Source organism: Wukongibacter baidiensis, assembly GCF_050888315.1.
Classification (GTDB): domain Bacteria; phylum Bacillota; class Clostridia; order Peptostreptococcales; family Caminicellaceae; genus Wukongibacter; species Wukongibacter baidiensis.
Genome location: NZ_CP138202.1, coordinates 4,006,280 through 4,025,238, shown reverse-complemented (window position 1 = coordinate 4,025,238; position 18,959 = coordinate 4,006,280). Strand labels below are relative to the sequence as shown.

Sequence of the window (18,959 nt, the reverse complement as noted above, 5' to 3'; positions counted from 1 at the left end):
CAGTCCTCCTTTACGCATACATATTTGCCATAGTCGTTTGTATTTTTGAAGCTAATTCATTGGCCATGTCATCTACTGATAAACCACTGCCGTTTATATTGATTGTAAAGTTGTTTTTATTCGAATTATGTTTCTTAGTTCCTAACAGCTTTGCTTCTAATACTCTTCTATTATAGTTTGTTTTAGTATTATTATTTTTAATGCCTCTAGATTCATTATGGTATAGATCAATTAGGCTACTGCTTGGTTGCCTTTGTTTGAATCTGACACCCCTAATGAGTTTTTCAGATGGTTTCTTCTGGTTTGTTATTCCTATACCGCGGGTTCTGCCTTTGATTATTTTATTTAACCTATTATTTGGGTTGAATGAATTATTTGTTCCTTCCTTAAATAGCCTGTCTTTCATTGATTTTATAAAGTTAAGACTCTTCTTTTTAGCTTTTTGAATTTGCTTTGCGGCTTTACTTATTAAAGGAGCAGCCTTTACCTTTAGTGCTTCTGCAGATTTTTGTCCAAGCTTAAATGCTCCATACCCTACTGGATTAAGGGTTTTTGCTACTTCTTTAACAGGATTTTTCTTGAATGCATCCATTTTGGTCTTGATACTATTAGAGACTGTATCTTTAGCTGTCTTTAAAGCACTTGTAATTTTAGGCATAAATGGTTTCCCAATTTTTTTACCGAGCTTAAATGCCCCATATCCTAGGGGATTTGCTATGGCCATACTAGTCTTAGCCAATTCTTTAATTGGATTTTTCTTGAATGCTTTTACTTTATTTTTAGCAGCTCCCCATAGCTTTTTACCTGCTGCTGCTATTGGATCTACAACATATTTTCCAGATATATTGTCTAGCTTATTTTTAAGGGAATCACTAAACCATTTGTCATATGCCCACGACCCAGCAAAATTTAAGGCCGAGGTACCAAAAGAAATCGCTCCTCCAAGCGGAGCTAGAACTCCTGTAGACGCAAGAGCCGTTCCAGCAACATCACCTATCAAATCTATACCAGCTAATACTTTCTTAAATTTACTCTCATCTTTTAATATTGTATACGTATTCATTGCATAACCCATGCCTGTAAAAGCTTTACCAAGCCCTTTAGTAAGCTTTGAGTTAAGTGCTTTTTTTCCAAATTTAAAAGCCTTATTGCTTGCAACTGCTTTTGCAGCATCATCAACTTTTGATATGGAAGTTTTTATAAATTTTGAATTTCTAGTTGCCTTAGCCAAATCATTGACCTTTGAACTAGCACCTTTTAAAAATTTTGAATTAGTAATACTTTTAACCGTATCATCGACCTTTGATAAAGTCTTAGAGTTTGTAACTTTCCCTCCAAGCCATCTGCCAACCTTTGTATTTGCAATTTTATCTGTAATTAAGTTCCTTACTCCATATGGCTTTAGGAGCTTTTTCATCTTAGGATTCTTCTGCAAATCTTTTTGAAACATATTCATTGCATTATTGTACTTAGATGTCTGCCCCTTTGTCATTTTTCCAATGAGTTCTGTTTGTGCATCCCCTTTAAAGATTTGCTTAAATCTATTGATATCTTTTTCTAACAATGGGATACCTTTTCTTTTTGCATTTTTAATAGTATTCGCCAGCCTCTTATTTGCAAGGTTGGAGGCTGCCTCTCTATATACAACGTTTTTTGCTACATTCCTGTTCGAGTTTCGAGCTGCAATTTTTATAGCATCTCTATAATTTGACATAACAGTAGTTACGTTCTTCTTGCCATCCTTCCATCCTCTTGCAATATTTACACTATTTACAAATAGACTTCCTTTTGTACTTTTTGTTAGAGCTTTTATCCTAGTTACAGTAAAAAATTTATCTAACAAATCCACATCTTCTTCTTTCTTCATAACTTTTTTGGGCTCAACATACGGCTCAATATATGGCTCAAATTTGGCATTATCAGCTAGTATTTTTTCTCTATTATTATAAATAATTTTAGCTAATCTCTTATTAGACCTTTCTAATTGCTCTTTCTTTGTATCTTCCATCCTCTCACCACCTTCATAAAGATAACAAAAAGCACCCTATAAAGGGCGCTTTCTATTATCTAAACTGTTACCTATTTATATCTAGAAATATGATTCATCCATACTAGATTTCATCATTTTTTCTCTTTCCTTCATCTCTTCCTCATAAAATGCCATTATTAATAGGAGTTCACCCTTTGGCATGTTATACAGTACAGAGGGTCTAATCCCCTTTGTATTCCAATAGTAATACATCATTTGGGTTAGACCATCTGTACTTATGAGTTTTTTACCTCTTCAACGGCTCCGCCATCAAAACCACTTAAGTCTCCTACTATGTTATATAGGGTGATGATTTCACCTGGAAGAAGTATTTTTCTGATCAAATCCTTTGGAGTATATACTCCAAACTTGTCCATTAGCTCTTTAGATTTAAAGCTAGGGTCCTTAACACCTTCTAGAACAGTCATGATTTGAAGCTCAGAAACATTAATGTTTTCCATGCTTTCATCCATAGCCATTTCTTGAATTTCTTCCATTTTAGCTGGTGTTAACGCTTCAACCTTAAAGATAACTCTTTCGCCTGTCAGCTCCGATAATCTCTTCATTTCAACCTCTTTACAAGGTTTTTTAAGTTTGCTTTCATCTAGCTGCAGTAATAGATCTAATGTATTCATTTATATCACTCCTATTTTGGTTGTATTAAGTCAATGAAATCGTAATCAGTGAATGTAAAAGGACACTCTACCTTTCCTAATGCCTTTGTTTCAAAGTTCATTAGTGTTAAATCATCAAAGCTTACATCCTTTAATACAATTCTTTCAGCCTGTGCATCAACAGTATCTGGATCAGCTAATTTAGCAAGGACAGTAAATCTAACGTCCTTCCCTTTCTTAATGCTTTCGCCCAATTTGATTGCCATTCTTGAGCTTACCTTATGTAGCTTTATTGTTCCTTTTCCTTCCCAGCCCGTGATCTTTGTATCCTTGGCTAGTACACCACACATATTTACATCTTCTTTTTTCAGGGTAATCTTGGCTTCTAGTCCAGTTAATTCACTAACCTTATCTCCATCTAACCAGATTTCTCCCCACGTACCGTTAATTACTCTATTTCCGCTTATTCTATTTGACATATTCAATTACCTCCTACATAAATATTTCCATTTGTAAGTCTTCCATAGCATCTAGGAACTTCACTCTTGCACTTGCAAATACTTTACTTCCTGTGTTGTATTCCTTAATTTCCTGTTCCTTTAAGGCATCAACATCTACACCCTTAGACATAAGATATGTTCTTTGGGATTCTGTATCTATTTCGGCCTTGTTGTCAAAGGCATTATCTAATACTTCTGATCTTTCTAGCTCTTCAAAATATGCATTCACTGCTGATAGGAACAATACCTTATGATCATATGAGTTAGTGATCTTTCCAACATAAGAACCGTCAAAGGTATTTCTAATATCATCACGAACTAGATCTACCGCATCTACTATTTTGATTTTCTTAAATTCTTCTCCCTTTGTTCCAGTAGTTGTAGTTAGGGAGTTTACACCTCTACCTATCTTGATTTTTGTTCCATCATTGATAAGGATTAATTTACCGCTGTCTATATCAGCGTTTGGATCTGTTGCTTCTGTAATTGATTCTACTTCACTTAAGTCATAGTAAGTGGCACTACGTGTAAATGGTAAGCCTGCTAATATTCCAGCTATTCTACCAGTGTATTGACTAGCGCTGTAGGTTTTAGTAGTTGTATCATCAACAGCCACCACAATCCCCTCTGTTGCAAAGTTAATGATTCCTTCGTGATCAGCCACAGCATTTGGTAATACAGCCTTATATGTTTTCTTATTTGTATCTCTTTCAGTCTTAACCCATGAAATAATGTTAGCAACATCCCCAGAAGCAATCCCTGGAATTGCAAGATAGTTCCATTTCTTGTTCTTTAATCTAACAAGTCCATTTGCATAATCAGTATCTGAAGTTGCTATTCTTTCTACGATTACTTGACTAGGTGTTCCCATAAATGTTTTTTCAATATAGTCCTTATTATCGGCAGTCCAATCGGCTGCATCAACTTCTGCTATTGACTTGTATACCTTTGTGTCAAAGGCTTTAGTATCGTCCTTTAATATCAGTGCCACGATACCTCTTGCACTACGCTCTATAGCAGTTGTTCCTTGTGTTTTAAAGTTTATAAGTATCTCTGGTAATCCCATTAAAATTCCTCCTTCATTTCTAACTCTTCCATTAATTCATATTCTTCATAGTTGTATGATTTTGTTTCATCTATACTATCTATAAAATCGAGGTTAAAGGACAATCTTAAGGTGTTGTCTTTAACTCGGGTGTGTATGACGCCTACTGGAAGTATCCTATCTTTTACAATTAATACTGGATCAAATACTTCATATAGTGCATCTATCATATCGAGGTCTTCCCCATTGGTACCATTTTCAGAATGATAATAGATTTGTACATTAATGAATTTTCTTCTGTGGTACTTATTTTCTATAGCCATAGAAATGGGGTAGACACGAATTACTAAAGCAGGCTTTAATATTTCCCCTACATTTTCTTCTATATAGATATTATGATCTGGGAAGCTATTTGTCAGCTTAGCTTTAATTACATCCTTGATTTCCATCAGCTTCACTTCTATCACTCCTTGACATCAGGCTGCAGCCCTATGTAAGTACTGATGTCTATAAAATTTTCTTTTGTAGCCATGCTACCTTGAAATTTATTAATCCTTAAAGTAGCATTACTATGGTTTCAAAACGTTTTGATGAGTAGCTTTATAAAATTAGTTTCACTTATTATAAATTGTTACTTCTTAATATCTCAGGATATCCTTTAAGTTTTTTATTAATATTGTTCTTTACTTTTCGATACGTGTTTAACGTGCAACGCCACGAATGAGTTCTTTGATATTTTAAAGTATATCACCGATTTCAAGTAAAAACCGGCTGACTTGCGGCAGTTTTCCGGCAGTCTTTCGGCAGTCATTTTGTTTAGTGTTTTCAATCAATAATTCTTCTGCCCAAGCCTCAAAATTCTTCTCTATTTTAGATCTCTATGTTATAAATTTTCTGTTAGCTTTCTCTGAATCAGATTTCCTACTGAATCTTGAATATCCATAAGTGATATCAAAATATCTTCAGTAAATAGATCCTTTTGATCTTCCTTCAATTTATTTAGTTGTTCTTCCAATCCCTTTACTTTTCCATCCTCAAGGATTTTTAGGCCAACTTTGTCTATAAGCATACTTACTACATGTATGTTCTTAGCATTCATTTTTAATGCTCCCAGTTTAATAGCCTTAGCTAGACATATATCTTTGACTTTCGAATTTTCCTTGATTAATCTTTCCTCAGACTTTTCCAGTCTCTTAATCAGTTGTTTCTTTACTTCTATTTCCTCTCTCATCTCTTCTAGCTGGTTACTTAAGGTTTCAATGTTTTTTCTAAATACATTCTTCTGATGAATAACTTGGTTAAGTCGGCTTCGCGGAATATAATTTTCGTCATCTATTATTATTTTTTTATCTCCAATTTTGTTTTTTATCTTGATATATAATTCTTTACCTAGAATATCTTTTGAATCTCTCATTGTATTACCTCCTGCTTAATAGGTTTTATTAAGGTATGGTTTTTAGTTCATATTAACTATCAACAATCTTTTGGTATTTTAAAGTATATCACCGATTTTAAGCAAAAACCGGCTGACTTGCGGCAGTTTTCCGGCAGTCTTTCGGCAGCTTTATTTAATAATCCTTCCATCCAACTTGTCTGATTCTTCTGTTTATCCGTCTGTAGCTATCTTGTTTCATAGCCTGCTCTATTGTAAAATCCTTCTTATCTTCGATTAGCAGTTTTGTAAATCTATATAGCTTCGTCTTTGCATTATCATCTAACAAGTCTATAATTCTTGGCATCTTTATAACTCCTTTCTTTATTTTTTCCTATCATAAAACTTCCATCGTTCCATCAACTCACTAAGTTCTAATACTTAGCCCAACCAAGCTTATTCATAGAAAATTTAAAACTGTCTTAAGCATTTTTAAACTTTCTATGGGTAATCTTGGTTTAACCCGGATTATTCATGAAAAGTTTGAAAGGGTGCAAGTAATTTTGAATTCTAAGCTTTCATCAAGTTCGAAGGCATACCCATACGGTACGTCGAGAATTTGATGGATGCCTTAGAATCAAAAGGACGCAGCAGAGTTTTGAATTTTTCATGAATAATCTGGGTTAAATTTTTTGAATTAAAAAATCCCAGAGGAAATTAGTTTTCTCTGGGATCATTAGTCCGATTTGTGAGTAACTATGTAATTTTAAAGAATAGGGTTCTATTTAAAAATTGATCTTTTTTGACTTTTACAGCAAGTTTTATTCTTTCCAATATCTCTTGCTATAAAATTTTCTAGGTCAATTTATAAATTCTTTACATTTTATATTATAATACGGATTTTTAAGAAAAAGCGGCTGACTTGCGGCAGTTTTCCGGCAGACTTGCGGCAGAGTTCAAAATTTAAAATAGATTTCAAATAAAGTAATGCACGTGTCTACATTTTTCTTTGAAATTTATTAAACCTTGAAGTTGCTTATCTCTATCTCAAAATTATTATTCATATTACTTATCCTTTTAATCATAACTTATTTTTATATATAAAATTTATTGTGATAATTATCATATTTTTTTAGATAGATATATATAAATATATAAACAAGCTTTCCTGCTTGTCAAACTCAAATTATCCATAGAAAATTTGGATCAGCTTATAACTTTCCATGGAAAATGTTGAGTAAAATTAAAAATTTAAAGGGGGACATAAGTAATGCTAAGAAACTCAAGATTTAAAGTTTTATCTCTTATTATGATTTTGGTTCTTTTAACTTCTTCTGTATCACTGGCAGCACCTGTACATAAGGATATCTTCGATGAGGTTTCAGCTGACAAGATCTATAATCACATTGCTAATTTTGCCGACAGAGATAATGCAAGAATAACCGGTTTCGAAGGCGAACACAATACGGCAGACTATATCGATAATCACTTTGAAAGTTATGGTCTTAAAGTTGAAAGACAGAAGTTTCCTATACTTGCTTTCTTAGATAATGGAGCAGAGCTTAATATGATTGCACCTAATGAGAGGGAGTTCAATACTATTAACTTTAGCTATACACCTCCAACACCTCACGCTGGATTAACTGCTGAGCTAGTATACGCTGGCGTAGGCGGTGTAGACGATTTTGAAAATATCAACGTAAAAAATAAAATTGCTTTGATCCAAAGAGGCTCTTACACATTCAATGCTAAAACTCAAAACGCAGCGAATGCTGGAGCTATTGGAGTAATTATTTTTAACCATAGCCCTGGAATAATCAATGGTACCTTAGGCGAGCCTACTGATATTCCAGCAATTGCCCTTAGCGACGAAGATGGTGGATATCTATTATCATTATTAGAAGACGGAAAAACAGTAGAGGTTACAATGAAGGCCAATACTGAGCTTGAGGAAAGTTACTCTCAAAATGTTATAGGTACATTACCTGCAAGCAGAGGAAATGGTAAGAAGGCTCAGACAATAGTAATTGGAGCACATTATGATTGTGTTGATACTCCTGGTGCTAACGATAACGCTTCTGGCGCTGCAACTCTTTTAGAGGTTGCTAGGGTATTATCCTCTAAAAAAATGGCTTATAACATTAAGTTTATAGCCTTCGGAGCTGAAGAAGTAGGCTTAGTAGGTTCTTATGAGTATGTATCTTCTTTAAGTGAAAGCGAATTAGGCGATATTGTCGCTATGATAAATATGGATATGGTAGGCGTAGGAGATACTATGGGCGTTATGACTTTAACCGAAGATTCTGTTTCCTTTGTAGCCGACTTGGCAGAAACCTATATCAAGGAATTTGGACATAAATATGAACGTAGCGCTTCAAGTAGAAGTGACCATGCTCCATTTGAAGAAGCTGGTATCCCGGTTGTATTTCTAAATTATGGTCCTGACGATAATTATCATACCGATGAAGACTCCTTAGATAAGATTAGCAAAGCAGATCTTTATAATATGGGTACATTAGTAACTGCAATGACCTATGATATGGCTAAGACTCCAATGCCTCACTCAGCTAATGGTCTAAAAGCTAAAGTTAACAAATATAAGAATATCAATCCAGAAATTCCAGCCGAATAATTAATCGAGTATTTGATTCTATCTATCAAAACTATATAAGCAAAAAAATGTTAGAGGGTCTCTCCTTTGGATGAGACCCTCTAATTCTATTCTATATTTATATTAGTTAGGAAGTAACAAGAATCTTACAATGAACAGTACTGCTAAAATATACATTATAGGATTTACTTCTTTTTGTCTTCCTGTAAAAAGCTTCATTATTGGATAGAATATGATTCCTGCTGCTACACCATTTGCGATACTGAAGGTAAAAGGCATCATAGCTACTGTGAAGAAGGCTGGAACGGCTTCTGTAAAATCTGTGAAGTCTATTTTACCTATTGATTGTATCATTAAGGCTCCAACAACTATTAGAGCTGGTGCTGTAGCTTGAGTTGGAACAACTCCAATTAAACCAGCAAAGAATAGTGATGCTATAAATAGTAGTCCTGTTACTACAGATGTAAGTCCCGTTCTACCACCCTCAGCTATACCGGCAGTTGATTCAACGTAAGTAGATGTTGTAGTAGTTCCAAAGAATGAACTAAGAGTTGTTGCCACAGAATCCGATAATAAAGCTTTATTCATGTTTCTTACTTTTCCATCTGGCTCTATCATATTTCCTTTTTGAGCTGTACCTAGAAGTGTTCCTATGTTGTCAAATAAGTCAACGAAGCTTATTGTTAATACAACCATAGCAATGTTTAATAATGCTCCTCCAATACCGGTTTCACCATTTCCTAGTAAACCTTTGAAATCCCATTGTGCGAAAGTCGGTGCTATTGATGGAGGTGCCGTAAATAGCTGTATTCCTTCAATATTAGTAATACCCATTGGTATACCTATAATAGTTGTTAAGATGATCGAGATAAGTATTGCTCCCTTGACATTTCTAGCCATAAGAACAACTGTTATTGTTAAACCTATTAGACTTAATGCTACTCCTGCATTGGTAAAGTCTCCGAAACCAACCAATGTCGCTGGGTTTGAAACGATTATACCACCACTTTTTAAACCTATAAGTGCTATGAAAAGTCCTACCCCGGAGCCAATTGCAACTTTAATGTTTTGTGGAAGACATTCTATTATTTTCTCTCTAATCGATGTTATTGTTATGAGGATGAATAGAATACCCGAAATCATAACTGCAGCTACACCTTGTTGCCATGTATATCCTAATGTTAAAACTACACTATATGCAAAGAATGCAGTAAGGCCTAGACCTGGAGCTGTAGCGAATGGTAGTCTAGCGTAAAGGCCCATCGAAAGGGTTCCATAGGCTGATATCAAACAGGTTCCTGCAAATATTGAAGCAATTACTGGATCGTTAAAAATTGTTAATCCTAATGCTGCATCACCAACTACACCAGCGGAATTCATACCCGCTACCTTTAGTATGTTAGGAATTACTAGTAAAACGTAGGCCATTGTTACAAAGGTAGTTATTCCCGCTATTACTTCTGTTTTTACATCGGTGCCATACTTTGATAGTTCAAAGTACCTTTCTAAAACTGAGTCTGACTTTTTAGTTGAAATTTCCACTTCATGTCCTCCCTTAGAAAATGTTTTCCCGTTTGCTAAAAATAAGCTTTGACTGGCAGATAAATTATTAGGATACAGGAGTCCCTCTAAAACACTGCAACATGATTCGACAAATAACTTCCTTTATTTTACCAGTATTCCTTTTTCTTGTCTTTGTAAGAAATTTACGAACTGCCCCCAGAATATTGTCAATTAATTAACTTATTATAGCTAAGTATCTCAACAATATATTGATGAATTTTCATTTTATCCCAATTAGCATGTTTTTTTACAATTCATTTATTCGAAATAAATATTCTGTTAAGGCTATGATTTTTCAACGTTTTCTTTAAGTCGTCGTTAGATATCTCAAATCTAAATGCTTTTGATAATTAACTTAAATTTCTTATTTATTTAAAAATACTAAATTTTTGTTCTAATCACAAAAATACATATTTTGTCAGTAAGAAATTTATCAGTATAAAAAGATCACCTATCTTTAATAAAGGCAAAAAAAATCTCAGTGACATTTTTGCCTGCTGAGATTTTGTTATCTTAATATATTTATTTTAATTGTGAAATAGTACTAATGTTACAATTTATAGGATATCCAAAATATACATTATAAGATCTACTTCTTTCTGTCTTGATAAGCAAAATAATAGTATATATGGACTTTTACACTTTGGTTCTATACTTTAGTCTATTTTAAAGGCAAATTCCAATCAATTTTAGTCCATGGACTTCTTTCATTTACCAAAAGCCAATCCTTAAATGTATTTACTTGTTTATAACTTTCTTCTCCTCCCCAGAAATATCTTCCCCAAGCATAGTTTTCACTCATTTCATTCCATGATGAAAATGTATTTTGAAGTATTATAGCAGCCTCCATGATTTCTTTTACTGCCTCATCGTACTCTAGATACCCAATCTTATAACAAGAACCTACAATATGAACTAATCTACAGTAATCCCATGCAATCAAGCTCTTATCTCCAATTTTTTTATGGTGTTCCTTTACAAATTCATATTCTTCAATTTCCTCTTCATCAAGTCCACTGAGCAAGCGGCTATATGCTTCTTCAGATATCTTCGTTGTATAGAAAACCATTCTATTATAGGTTTTTCTATGTCCTGATTCTTTTAACCATTTAATACTGCTTAGTGCGTCTTCCCTACTGTTTATATCCCAACTTTCACTTAAGGCTATTTTTGTTCTTTCAATATTATACTCTGTTGGTTCTTCCATACCAATCAAGTCATACCTTCCATTATTCATTTTAACCAGTATAGCATCGGTTGCTAGTCCCCATTCCAATTGTTCTTTACTGTAATCTTGCTTATCCTCTATTTTGGTTGATTCAATAATTATCGTTGAAGTTTCTTCATCTATGGTGACCTTTAATCCAAGTATATCTCCTATGAGGTTTACTGGTACCATTGTTTTATCAAGTAGAGTCGTTATTTCAGTACCTATTTCTACCTCTTTGTCATTTCCCTTTGCAATATCACTATCAACTTGTAAAGTAATTTTAATATCGTCTTTACTTACTAGAATACTTTTAGTATTTTCATCCCATTCTACTTTAGCATCTAACGAATCGCAGAAAGGCTTAAGTGGAACGGTAGCCATTGTTTCATCTGCTATAAAGGAAGGTCTATAGGCGTTTACTAAATGCCCGTTAAGGAATACATTATATGTGTAACTTTCTGCATAGGTATGTTCAACGTTTATAGGTAAATATGTAAAAAATAAAAATGCAATTAGTAGAATGGTGATAAATCCTCTCTTATTTCTATTCATTTCAATAACCCCTTTCAACTTTTGTGAATTCATATAGTAAAGCTCAATTTACTGAAGTATTAATCAATGATAATTTTAACAACGTTAACTTTATTTTACAATATGATATTCCTATTTTTCAAGAAAATAGTAGTTTCTTTTAGCTTAATTTTATGAAAATAGGCTATTTCATCCTTAAGATTATATTTTATTATTGACCAAAATACAGAAATAAAGGAAAATAATACAAAATGACGAATTATTAACAATGAAGTAAATTAGTGTAGAAATATTGTGATATTTAAGGAGGGGCAATCTGTATGAATAAACTGTTTCACAACTATATAATATGGATTATTGTAATGGTATTAATTTTTTCACCAATTCTCAATACTGAAGTTTTAGCACAAGATAATGAAATATATAATTTTGAAAAAGCATATCAACTGAAAGTAATTGGTTTATTGCAAGGAAGCAATGATGGGTTTAATTTAGATAAGGAAGTTACTAGAATAGATGCTACTGTAATGATTGTACGCTTATTTGGAAAGGAGAGTTTAGCAAAACAAGAAAAGTTCCCACACAGTTTTCTGGATGTACCTTATTGGGCTAGCGATTATGTTGGATATTCATATGCTAAAGGTTTGTGTAAGGGCATAAGCAATACTTCCTTCGGCTCAGAAGATAAAATAACATTATCACAATATATTATTTTTGTTTTAAGATCACTTGGATATGATGATAAAAAGGGAGATTTTGAACCCACTAAGGCAGTAGATAAAGCTAAAGAGCTTGGTCTAATAGATGAAGATGAAATAAACCGTATGACTAATAGGAGTAACTTTATCAGAGATGACATGATAGGAATATCTTTCAATGCTTTAAAAGTACCATTGAAGGATTCCGATCTAACACTTATTGATAAGCTAATAGAGGAAGGCCACGTATCTAAAGGTTTACAACCATACTCAGATAGAGTTGCAAGTAATGCAATTGAGTTAGTATTTGATGATATCAATGTCAATCCTTGGATGACAATTAATTATAAATATGATAATAGCTCTAGGTATCTCGAAGAATACAGTGCAGATCCTAAACTTGAAATTATCAACTCAAAAACCCATATAACATTTGAAAATTTAGATTGGTCTAAGGCAGAAATTTATGAAGTTTATTTCAAAGCTGCAAACAAATTATATCATTATCGCCTTAGAAAGGAAGACCAAGGAAAAAGTATTGAATTTGAGGATAAGAAGGAATATGGTACTCTAGAAGTTTCCATCCCCTTTGCAGAAAAAGGCTATGCTATAGCAGATGTTGAGCTTCACTTAGTCCCAGATGATGATATAAAACCCGATTATTCAGTTAAAGTCGGATCCTTTGAATATAAGAATGTTATGGAAATACCGATTGGCACATATAACATTCACGTTAAAGCATACGATAATGAACATACATATAGTTTATTCAAGCGAAATTGCATTATTAAACCAGAAGAAAACTTGATTAAGTTTAGTAAAGACGAGGTAGCTGAGATAAAACTCGATATTGATTATGGAGAATATGACAATATGAAACCTATACTAATAGACTCTTTTTGTCATGATGGCTTTTCAAATATGTCTGGTTTATCAGCTGGAGATGTTGAAAAAGTTACTAATTTTAAGGGAATCTATGCAACGAAAATCAATGATAGTATCAGCATGTATCTTGTGTCTGAAGATGGATGGTCATATTCCTTCAATACAAAACTAGATAATGTTGAGGATTGTATAAGAGATTTTGATCTAAACCTTAAAGTTGAAATTGACTTGGAGCAAAAAACGTTCTTACCTGGGGAAGTCCTAGTAGATAAATATGGTATTTGGGATAGCTATGGTAATAATATGATTAGGATTCATAAGCCTAATGGCGATTTTGTCGATGCCACTGTTGAGTTTATAAAGGGCGGAGATAAAAAAATTATTCATGTAGTAAATTTAGGTTATCCAAGACTAGAACTGCCATTGGAACCAGGAGAATATATTATGAAAGTAAAAGTGAATGAAGGACCAGTTATGATTAAATCGGCTTCAAAAAAAATAACTATTAAAAAATAAAAAAGAGATCAACATAGGTTTTTCTTCCTTATGTTGGTCTCTTTTCTCAAATCGTAATTCGATCCCTCTTTTTTTTGGCATTACGGCCTATTTCCTCAACAGTAGTTTTTTCTATAATAAATCTTATCCTCCTCATAACTCTCTATATTCTCTATCTCCTCTACATATCTCAAGTAAAAAGCAATCTATTCTCTATAGTTAAGTCCTAAAGCGCCTTCTTGACAATCTAAGAAATATTAATATAATATGGTATTGCAATCGTATCTAGCTCAATGATTACTATAGAAATACCTATGAAATTATATTTAGAAAAGGAGAGTTCATATGCTAAAGGCTATGCTCATTGATGATGAAGCAAATGCACTAAAGTTATTGACTTATTTGCTTGAGCAAATAGATGAAGTGAAAGTAGTGGCTGCATTTTCAAACCCCTACGAAAGCTTTTATCATATTGATACACATAGGCCCGATGTTATTTTTCTAGATATTGATATGCCACAGATAAGTGGTCTTGACCTTGCTGGACAGCTCTTAGAAAAATATCCTGATGTACATATCGTATTTATAACAGCCCATGATGAGTATGCTTTAAACGCCTTTGGGGTAAATGCCATTGATTATATCTTAAAACCTACATCCCCTAAGAGACTAAAGCAATGTATTGATAAGGTTATAAGGATAAAGAATACTTATAGTAAGGATTTAGTTCAGTCTATAAGTAATGAATACAGGGAAACTATTAAGAAAATTTTTGTTTATGAGGATGACAACATAGTATTATTGCATCCTGAAGAAATCTATTATATAAAGGCTTCTAACAAATATACTAATATTAAAACTGAGAAAAAACTGTATCATTCAAATAATCCTTTAAAATACTTCGAAAGTAAGTTATCTGACTGTAGCTTTTGTAAAATCCATAGAAGCTTTATTGTAAATTTGAATATGATTAAGGGCTTTACTCAAAATATTAATTACTCCTATGATATACATTTTAAAAATATCTCCGATACGATTCCTGTAAGTCGTAGTAAAATAAAGCTGTTGAAAGAACTACTTGAGTATTAATCATAATAAATCTAAAAGTGTGTATTCCTAAGTAGTTTAGGATACACACTTTTTTCATTCTATATTCATTACATCTTATCAAACTTAATGATATCTTCAATATTTATTACATTAGAGATCTTTTTGAGGGCTCTTTTCTTAATCTCTCTACATTGTCTTTCTTCTAATCCTACTTCGAAGGTTATAAAACGCCAAATCTTATTATCAATGCATTTCATCTGAATTATTTGTTTCTCAATATCATTTAAACTGCAAATAGCATTATCGATTCTACTTAAGAATCTTTCAAGATGTCTTTTCTTGTACTCAAGTATCTCTATTGTTCGTTCTATTTCTAAATCTTTCATTGCTTGAAGCTCTGTTTTAGAAATTAGGCTATTTGTTTTTACAAGATTATCGTAATTGATTCCACTAATACTTATACTATGTAAATCTTTAAGATCCGCAATCTCTAACTCAATATCACTTATTTGTGCATCGTATTTTCTAATATTCTTAAGTACTTTTTCTATTTCCTTTGTCATAAGCTCCCCCCCATTTAGGCTAGTAATTTGTCTTTTGAATAAGATTCTTATACCTCTACCTTTAAAATAATTTGACACACCCCAATTTATTTTAATGAACACCAGTTAATTTAATTAGTTAATTATTCTGTGTATATATTGTACTAAAAAATAGATAAAAATAATACGAACAACGCGAACAAATGTTCGTTATTTTATTGTAATTCTTCTCTAATCAAGTAAATTTCTGGTTAAGGTCGAAGTGAATAATGCTATTATCCAAAATACAAATTTGCCTTCTACTTATTTAGAACGAGTTTTTGTATAAAAATGTAAACCTCTTTTTAAAATTTTTTTTATTTTTTTTAAAAAAGGAACATAAACCACCTTGATATCGAACGCATGTTCGTGTATAATTTATTAAAAAGATACAAAATAAGGAAGTGATATTATGCTTAATGATTTTCACGTTAATTTATATAAAGCAATTAGAAAGTATTATAATACGAATGGCTACGCTCCAACTATTCGAGAGCTTCAGGAGATATGTAATTACAGATCTACTAGCACTGTATATGGCCATTTAAAAACCTTAGAGAGAGCCGAATATATTGAGATGACATCAAAGAAATCAAGGTCTATAAAGTTACTGTAAATTAATATAGCGTCTCTATTTAACTAACTATCTGTTGCTAACAGCAAAGCCTTGAAAAATAGTTATTTTTAAACTATAATCCAATTAAAATCTTCAAAGTAGTACTACTAAAGGAGACGATAATATGCCTGATTTTTGGATTCATACCCTCGGTGGAGAACTGGTTTTAGAGGGGTTAAAGGATTTAGATTGGCATGAAATGATTAAGAACAATCGTAAGATCTATAATCTTGGATGCCAAGGTCCTGACTTTTTCTTCTACAATGATTTCTTACCATGGGTAAAAGAAAAACGAGGGCCTAAGTTTGGAACAATGATTCATGAAAGTCATACTAAGGCTTTATTCTTGCAAGGTATAGATTATTTAAAGGGTGCAAGGACTCATAAGGACTTTTCTACCTTAGCAATCTACTTTTTAGGGTTTATGGTTCATTATGTTATTGATAAGCATGAGCACCCCTTTATCAATGCTAGGACTAGCACTACCAACGAACACAAGACCTTTGAAATGAAGTTGGATACATATTTTATAAAGAAATATTGGAATAAAAGTGCACATCTTTTATCTCCATCATCGATGGTAGATATAGGACATGAGCTTCCTTCAATTATAGTGGGTTTTTACAAAGAAATGGCTGCTAGGGTATATGAAGCTTCTTTAGAAACTGGAATTATTAATGATTCCTACAATGACTACAAAAGAGTTTTTGATATATTTTATTCTCCTAGGGGTTATAAAAGGTTTTGTCTTAACATGCTTAATCCTATTTTGCCCACTAATATTTCTATGTGCATCTATCCTACCAATATAGATAATAGTTTTTTAATGGAAAAGGAATTTTTAGAATTTGAGAAGTTATTTAAGGAAGGTGTATCGGAAGGAATTCGACTCATAAAACTTGTTAGTTCCTATCTTAGGGATGAAGTGGGTAAAAATTCTATTGAAGATGCATTTTATGATATATCCTTTTCTGGAAGACATACTCTATAGCTTAATTTCTGTCAATAGTTGCATGGCAGCATCAAGCCATAGTATAATAGAACTAGGTATAACCTATTTTAAGTCATCATGACTATAGGAGGGAAGGAAATTGAACTCATCATTTGGTTCTTACGTAATTGGATACTTGAATGTAGTTCAGGTCGAAACAGCAATTTTGGACTTTACGGGAAAGGTGCGTCCAAAATTGAATATTATGTAAACCAAGTGGGTAGAATCTTCTTTTCTTAAAAATTAATTATATAGAGTTCATATAGCAAAGCTTAATTTATATATATCAAAATACTCAGTGCTTCTGAGAGTTTTTGATGTTTATAAATTAATAGTTCTACTTGAATCTCTATAGATAAGCAACCTTAAAGCTTATCCATATCAATATTGTGAATTAACCCTAAGTATTCTACTTAGGGTTTTTTGTGTGCTTTTTTATAAGTGCAGATTAAAATAAAGGGGAGATAAATAATGAATTATGCAGCAAAGTTAAGAAGTAATATTAGAAAAAATTATTTGTTTATATTAACAAAAGCACTAGATTTAACCCATGGAGTATGGATGATTTACTTGGCTATGAAGGGGATGTCATTGTATCAGTTAGGGCTTCTCGAAGGTATTTTCCATGTAACCTCTTTTACCATGGAGGTACCTACGGGCTTAGTCGCTGATGTATATGGAAGAAAGGTTAGTAGAATATGTGGAAGATTTGCATCCCTTATCGGTATCATTATATTGATGTTTGCAAACAGCTTTTATCTATTTGCACTATCTTTTATATTTATGGCAATATCCTATAATCTTGAGTCTGGAGCTGGAGAAGCTCTTATATACGATTCTCTAAAGGAAATAAGTGAAGAGGAAGGCTATATGAAGGTAGCTGGTACTGGAGAAATGGTTATGCAATGTGGCAGTGTTTTATCATTAGCCATTGGTGGTTATTTAGCTTCAATAAGCTATTTCTATACCTTTCTTGCTACTGCTTTTATAATATTGATTACTATAATTCAGGCTTTTTCATTTACCGAGCCAAATATAGAATTTGAACATACTAAGGAAAAAAATATTTTTAAGATTCTAAAAAAACAAGTTAGTGAAAGTCTAAGGGTACTTAAAAGTAAAAAGAAACTTGGGTTTCTCATTGTTTTTTCTCAGATGATATTTGTTTTTGGAACCTGTTTGTTCTATTATCTGCAGAACTACTTGAAGATCAGTGGTTACAATGAAAGCAAGATAGGAATAATGCTCGCAGCTTCCTCGTTAATTGGAGCTGCTGTGGCATCTCAAGCCTATAGAATAGAAAAGGTTCTTAAGGAAAAAGGGATTTTATTGATTATGCCTCTAGTTACTATAGGATGTATATGGGGTATCGCTCTGACAAAGTATCATTACCTCTTTTATATCTTGATGATGGCAGTGGATGGAGTCATATTTGTGGCAATAAGCGATTATATGAATAAGCTAATTCCAAGTCAAAACAGAGCCACCATACTGTCCTTTGCTAGCATGGTATTTAGCTTTTTTATGATTTTTATTTTTCCTTTGATTGGGAAAATAGGAGATATGTATTCATTGCAGACAGCTTTTGTGTTGCTTGCTGGTGTGGGTTCTATTTTGGTAGTTGTGAATGTTTGGTTTTTAGTTAGGGATAAGTAGGGTTAGGCATTAATATAATTTAAATAAGAACAGATATACAAGATTCTACTGAAAAGGTTTATTTTACTAGTTTAGAAAATATGACACTGGGACAGACCCCCGGACACACTGGGATGCGCGTGTCAGATGGGTCAGTCCCCGAGTCACATTTTCAACTTCTATAGTAATGTGTACTTTTGCAATTGCCTCAACAAAGGGGAGTATGTTGACATAAGTTTTCATAAGTACTATCATTAAATTAATAGATTTATATCATCTGATTGGAGGTATATTATGAGTAAAAGACTTAAAATCGTCGAGAATGTTTTCTTTGCTTCTGGTATTGGCTTAGGCTTGTATGCCCTGGCAACTACCTATTTTAGAAATAGAAGTTTACCTCCCGGTGTATGCCCTGTGGATAATAATAGGAGTTTGATGTATACTGCTATTGCTTTATTATTGTTTTCAGTTGTTTTTCCTTATGTAGCCAAGACTGTTGTTCGATTGAAGGAAAGATAAAAAAGCACCTGCCT

18 protein-coding genes are annotated in these 18,959 nt (G+C 32.8%); 7 read left to right on the top strand and 11 right to left on the bottom strand.

From position 1 onward, the window contains the following. Positions 1 to 10: 10 nt before the first annotated feature. The 8 genes from R9X47_RS18160 to R9X47_RS18125 all read right to left on the bottom strand — a co-directional run bounded on the left by R9X47_RS18160 (position 11) and on the right by R9X47_RS18125 (position 5,927). Positions 11 to 2,008 carry a hypothetical protein gene (locus tag R9X47_RS18160; protein WP_432662442.1) on the bottom strand — a complete coding sequence of 666 codons (1,998 nt, stop codon included), beginning with the start codon at positions 2,006 to 2,008 and terminating at the stop codon, positions 11 to 13. 81 nt (positions 2,009 to 2,089) lie between these two features. After that, a complete protein-coding gene (locus R9X47_RS18155; protein ID WP_432662441.1) occupies positions 2,090 to 2,245 on the bottom strand; it encodes a hypothetical protein in 156 nt (51 codons plus the stop codon). A 20-nt stretch (positions 2,246 to 2,265) separates the two neighbouring features. Next, on the bottom strand, positions 2,266 to 2,664 hold the full coding sequence (locus tag R9X47_RS18150) for a phage tail assembly chaperone (protein ID WP_432662440.1): 399 nt from the start codon (positions 2,662 to 2,664) through the stop codon (positions 2,266 to 2,268). An 11-nt stretch (positions 2,665 to 2,675) separates the two neighbouring features. Then, on the bottom strand, positions 2,676 to 3,122 hold the full coding sequence (locus tag R9X47_RS18145; RefSeq protein WP_432662439.1) for a phage tail tube protein: 447 nt from the start codon (positions 3,120 to 3,122) through the stop codon (positions 2,676 to 2,678). 13 nt (positions 3,123 to 3,135) lie between these two features. After that, the gene (locus tag R9X47_RS18140; protein WP_432662438.1) at positions 3,136 to 4,209 is read right to left on the bottom strand and encodes a phage tail sheath C-terminal domain-containing protein; all 1,074 of its coding nucleotides are present in this window, start codon (positions 4,207 to 4,209) and stop codon (positions 3,136 to 3,138) included. Next, entirely contained in the window at positions 4,209 to 4,637 is a 429-nt protein-coding gene (locus R9X47_RS18135; RefSeq protein ID WP_432667653.1) for a phage tail terminator family protein, read from the bottom strand. Before R9X47_RS18135 ends, R9X47_RS18140 begins: the two co-directional genes overlap by 1 nt. A gap of 434 nt (positions 4,638 to 5,071) precedes the next feature. After that, positions 5,072 to 5,602: a phage scaffolding protein gene (locus R9X47_RS18130; protein ID WP_432662437.1), complete on the bottom strand. Its 531-nt coding sequence runs from the start codon at positions 5,600 to 5,602 to the stop codon at positions 5,072 to 5,074. A 154-nt stretch (positions 5,603 to 5,756) separates the two neighbouring features. After that, positions 5,757 to 5,927, bottom strand: a complete 171-nt coding sequence (locus R9X47_RS18125; protein ID WP_432662436.1) for a hypothetical protein — start codon at positions 5,925 to 5,927, stop codon at positions 5,757 to 5,759. Between the two features lie 903 nt (positions 5,928 to 6,830). Between R9X47_RS18125 and R9X47_RS18120 the strand changes: the two genes are divergently transcribed. Continuing rightward, positions 6,831 to 8,192, top strand: coding sequence for a M20/M25/M40 family metallo-hydrolase (locus tag R9X47_RS18120; RefSeq protein ID WP_432662435.1), 1,362 nt, complete (start codon positions 6,831 to 6,833; stop codon positions 8,190 to 8,192). A gap of 102 nt (positions 8,193 to 8,294) precedes the next feature. On the opposite strand, the gene R9X47_RS18115 is transcribed toward R9X47_RS18120, so the two are convergent. Together R9X47_RS18115 and R9X47_RS18110 are read right to left on the bottom strand one after the other, a co-directional pair. Continuing rightward, positions 8,295 to 9,713, bottom strand: coding sequence for an NCS2 family permease (locus R9X47_RS18115; RefSeq protein ID WP_432662434.1), 1,419 nt, complete (start codon positions 9,711 to 9,713; stop codon positions 8,295 to 8,297). 682 nt (positions 9,714 to 10,395) lie between these two features. Next, positions 10,396 to 11,496: a DUF1266 domain-containing protein gene (locus R9X47_RS18110; protein WP_432662433.1), complete on the bottom strand. Its 1,101-nt coding sequence runs from the start codon at positions 11,494 to 11,496 to the stop codon at positions 10,396 to 10,398. Between the two features lie 299 nt (positions 11,497 to 11,795). Between R9X47_RS18110 and R9X47_RS18105 the strand changes: the two genes are divergently transcribed. Continuing rightward, positions 11,796 to 13,574 carry a hypothetical protein gene (locus R9X47_RS18105; RefSeq protein ID WP_432662432.1) on the top strand — a complete coding sequence of 593 codons (1,779 nt, stop codon included), beginning with the start codon at positions 11,796 to 11,798 and terminating at the stop codon, positions 13,572 to 13,574. Positions 13,575 to 13,898: 324 nt separating this feature from the next. Next, on the top strand, positions 13,899 to 14,642 hold the full coding sequence (locus tag R9X47_RS18100) for a LytR/AlgR family response regulator transcription factor (RefSeq protein ID WP_432662431.1): 744 nt from the start codon (positions 13,899 to 13,901) through the stop codon (positions 14,640 to 14,642). A gap of 68 nt (positions 14,643 to 14,710) precedes the next feature. Here the strand turns inward: R9X47_RS18100 and R9X47_RS18095 are convergent, their stop codons facing one another. Continuing rightward, the gene (locus R9X47_RS18095) at positions 14,711 to 15,166 is read right to left on the bottom strand and encodes a hypothetical protein (RefSeq protein ID WP_432662430.1); all 456 of its coding nucleotides are present in this window, start codon (positions 15,164 to 15,166) and stop codon (positions 14,711 to 14,713) included. Positions 15,167 to 15,596: 430 nt separating this feature from the next. Between R9X47_RS18095 and R9X47_RS18090 the strand changes: the two genes are divergently transcribed. The 4 genes from R9X47_RS18090 (at position 15,597) to R9X47_RS18075 (ending at position 18,945) form a co-directional block, all read left to right on the top strand. After that, positions 15,597 to 15,800 (top strand): LexA repressor, encoded by a 204-nt coding sequence (locus R9X47_RS18090; protein WP_432662429.1) that lies wholly within the window; start codon positions 15,597 to 15,599, stop codon positions 15,798 to 15,800. A gap of 124 nt (positions 15,801 to 15,924) precedes the next feature. After that, on the top strand, positions 15,925 to 16,791 hold the full coding sequence (locus tag R9X47_RS18085; RefSeq protein ID WP_432662428.1) for a zinc dependent phospholipase C family protein: 867 nt from the start codon (positions 15,925 to 15,927) through the stop codon (positions 16,789 to 16,791). A 471-nt stretch (positions 16,792 to 17,262) separates the two neighbouring features. After that, complete coding sequence (locus R9X47_RS18080; RefSeq protein WP_432662427.1) at positions 17,263 to 18,447, top strand: MFS transporter; 1,185 nt, start codon at positions 17,263 to 17,265, stop codon at positions 18,445 to 18,447. A gap of 273 nt (positions 18,448 to 18,720) precedes the next feature. Continuing rightward, positions 18,721 to 18,945: a hypothetical protein gene (locus tag R9X47_RS18075; protein ID WP_432662426.1), complete on the top strand. Its 225-nt coding sequence runs from the start codon at positions 18,721 to 18,723 to the stop codon at positions 18,943 to 18,945. Positions 18,946 to 18,959 lie beyond the last annotated feature (14 nt).

What these genes read in the sequence shown, in the direction of transcription:
- R9X47_RS18160 (WP_432662442.1), bottom strand. Translation starts at nt 2,008, where the DNA reads ATGGAAGATACAAAGAAAGAGCAATTAGAAAGGTCTAATAAGAGATTA.
- R9X47_RS18155 (WP_432662441.1), bottom strand. Translation starts at nt 2,245, where the DNA reads ATGATGTATTACTATTGGAATACAAAGGGGATTAGACCCTCTGTACTG.
- R9X47_RS18150 (WP_432662440.1), bottom strand. Translation starts at nt 2,664, where the DNA reads ATGAATACATTAGATCTATTACTGCAGCTAGATGAAAGCAAACTTAAA.
- R9X47_RS18145 (WP_432662439.1), bottom strand. Translation starts at nt 3,122, where the DNA reads ATGTCAAATAGAATAAGCGGAAATAGAGTAATTAACGGTACGTGGGGA.
- R9X47_RS18140 (WP_432662438.1), bottom strand. Translation starts at nt 4,209, where the DNA reads ATGGGATTACCAGAGATACTTATAAACTTTAAAACACAAGGAACAACT.
- R9X47_RS18135 (WP_432667653.1), bottom strand. Translation starts at nt 4,637, where the DNA reads ATGGAAATCAAGGATGTAATTAAAGCTAAGCTGACAAATAGCTTCCCA.
- R9X47_RS18130 (WP_432662437.1), bottom strand. Translation starts at nt 5,602, where the DNA reads ATGAGAGATTCAAAAGATATTCTAGGTAAAGAATTATATATCAAGATA.
- R9X47_RS18125 (WP_432662436.1), bottom strand. Translation starts at nt 5,927, where the DNA reads ATGCCAAGAATTATAGACTTGTTAGATGATAATGCAAAGACGAAGCTA.
- R9X47_RS18120 (WP_432662435.1), top strand. Translation starts at nt 6,831, where the DNA reads ATGCTAAGAAACTCAAGATTTAAAGTTTTATCTCTTATTATGATTTTG.
- R9X47_RS18110 (WP_432662433.1), bottom strand. Translation starts at nt 11,496, where the DNA reads ATGAATAGAAATAAGAGAGGATTTATCACCATTCTACTAATTGCATTT.
- R9X47_RS18105 (WP_432662432.1), top strand. Translation starts at nt 11,796, where the DNA reads ATGAATAAACTGTTTCACAACTATATAATATGGATTATTGTAATGGTA.
- R9X47_RS18100 (WP_432662431.1), top strand. Translation starts at nt 13,899, where the DNA reads ATGCTAAAGGCTATGCTCATTGATGATGAAGCAAATGCACTAAAGTTA.
- R9X47_RS18095 (WP_432662430.1), bottom strand. Translation starts at nt 15,166, where the DNA reads ATGACAAAGGAAATAGAAAAAGTACTTAAGAATATTAGAAAATACGAT.
- R9X47_RS18090 (WP_432662429.1), top strand. Translation starts at nt 15,597, where the DNA reads ATGCTTAATGATTTTCACGTTAATTTATATAAAGCAATTAGAAAGTAT.
- R9X47_RS18085 (WP_432662428.1), top strand. Translation starts at nt 15,925, where the DNA reads ATGCCTGATTTTTGGATTCATACCCTCGGTGGAGAACTGGTTTTAGAG.
- R9X47_RS18080 (WP_432662427.1), top strand. Translation starts at nt 17,263, where the DNA reads ATGAATTATGCAGCAAAGTTAAGAAGTAATATTAGAAAAAATTATTTG.
- R9X47_RS18075 (WP_432662426.1), top strand. Translation starts at nt 18,721, where the DNA reads ATGAGTAAAAGACTTAAAATCGTCGAGAATGTTTTCTTTGCTTCTGGT.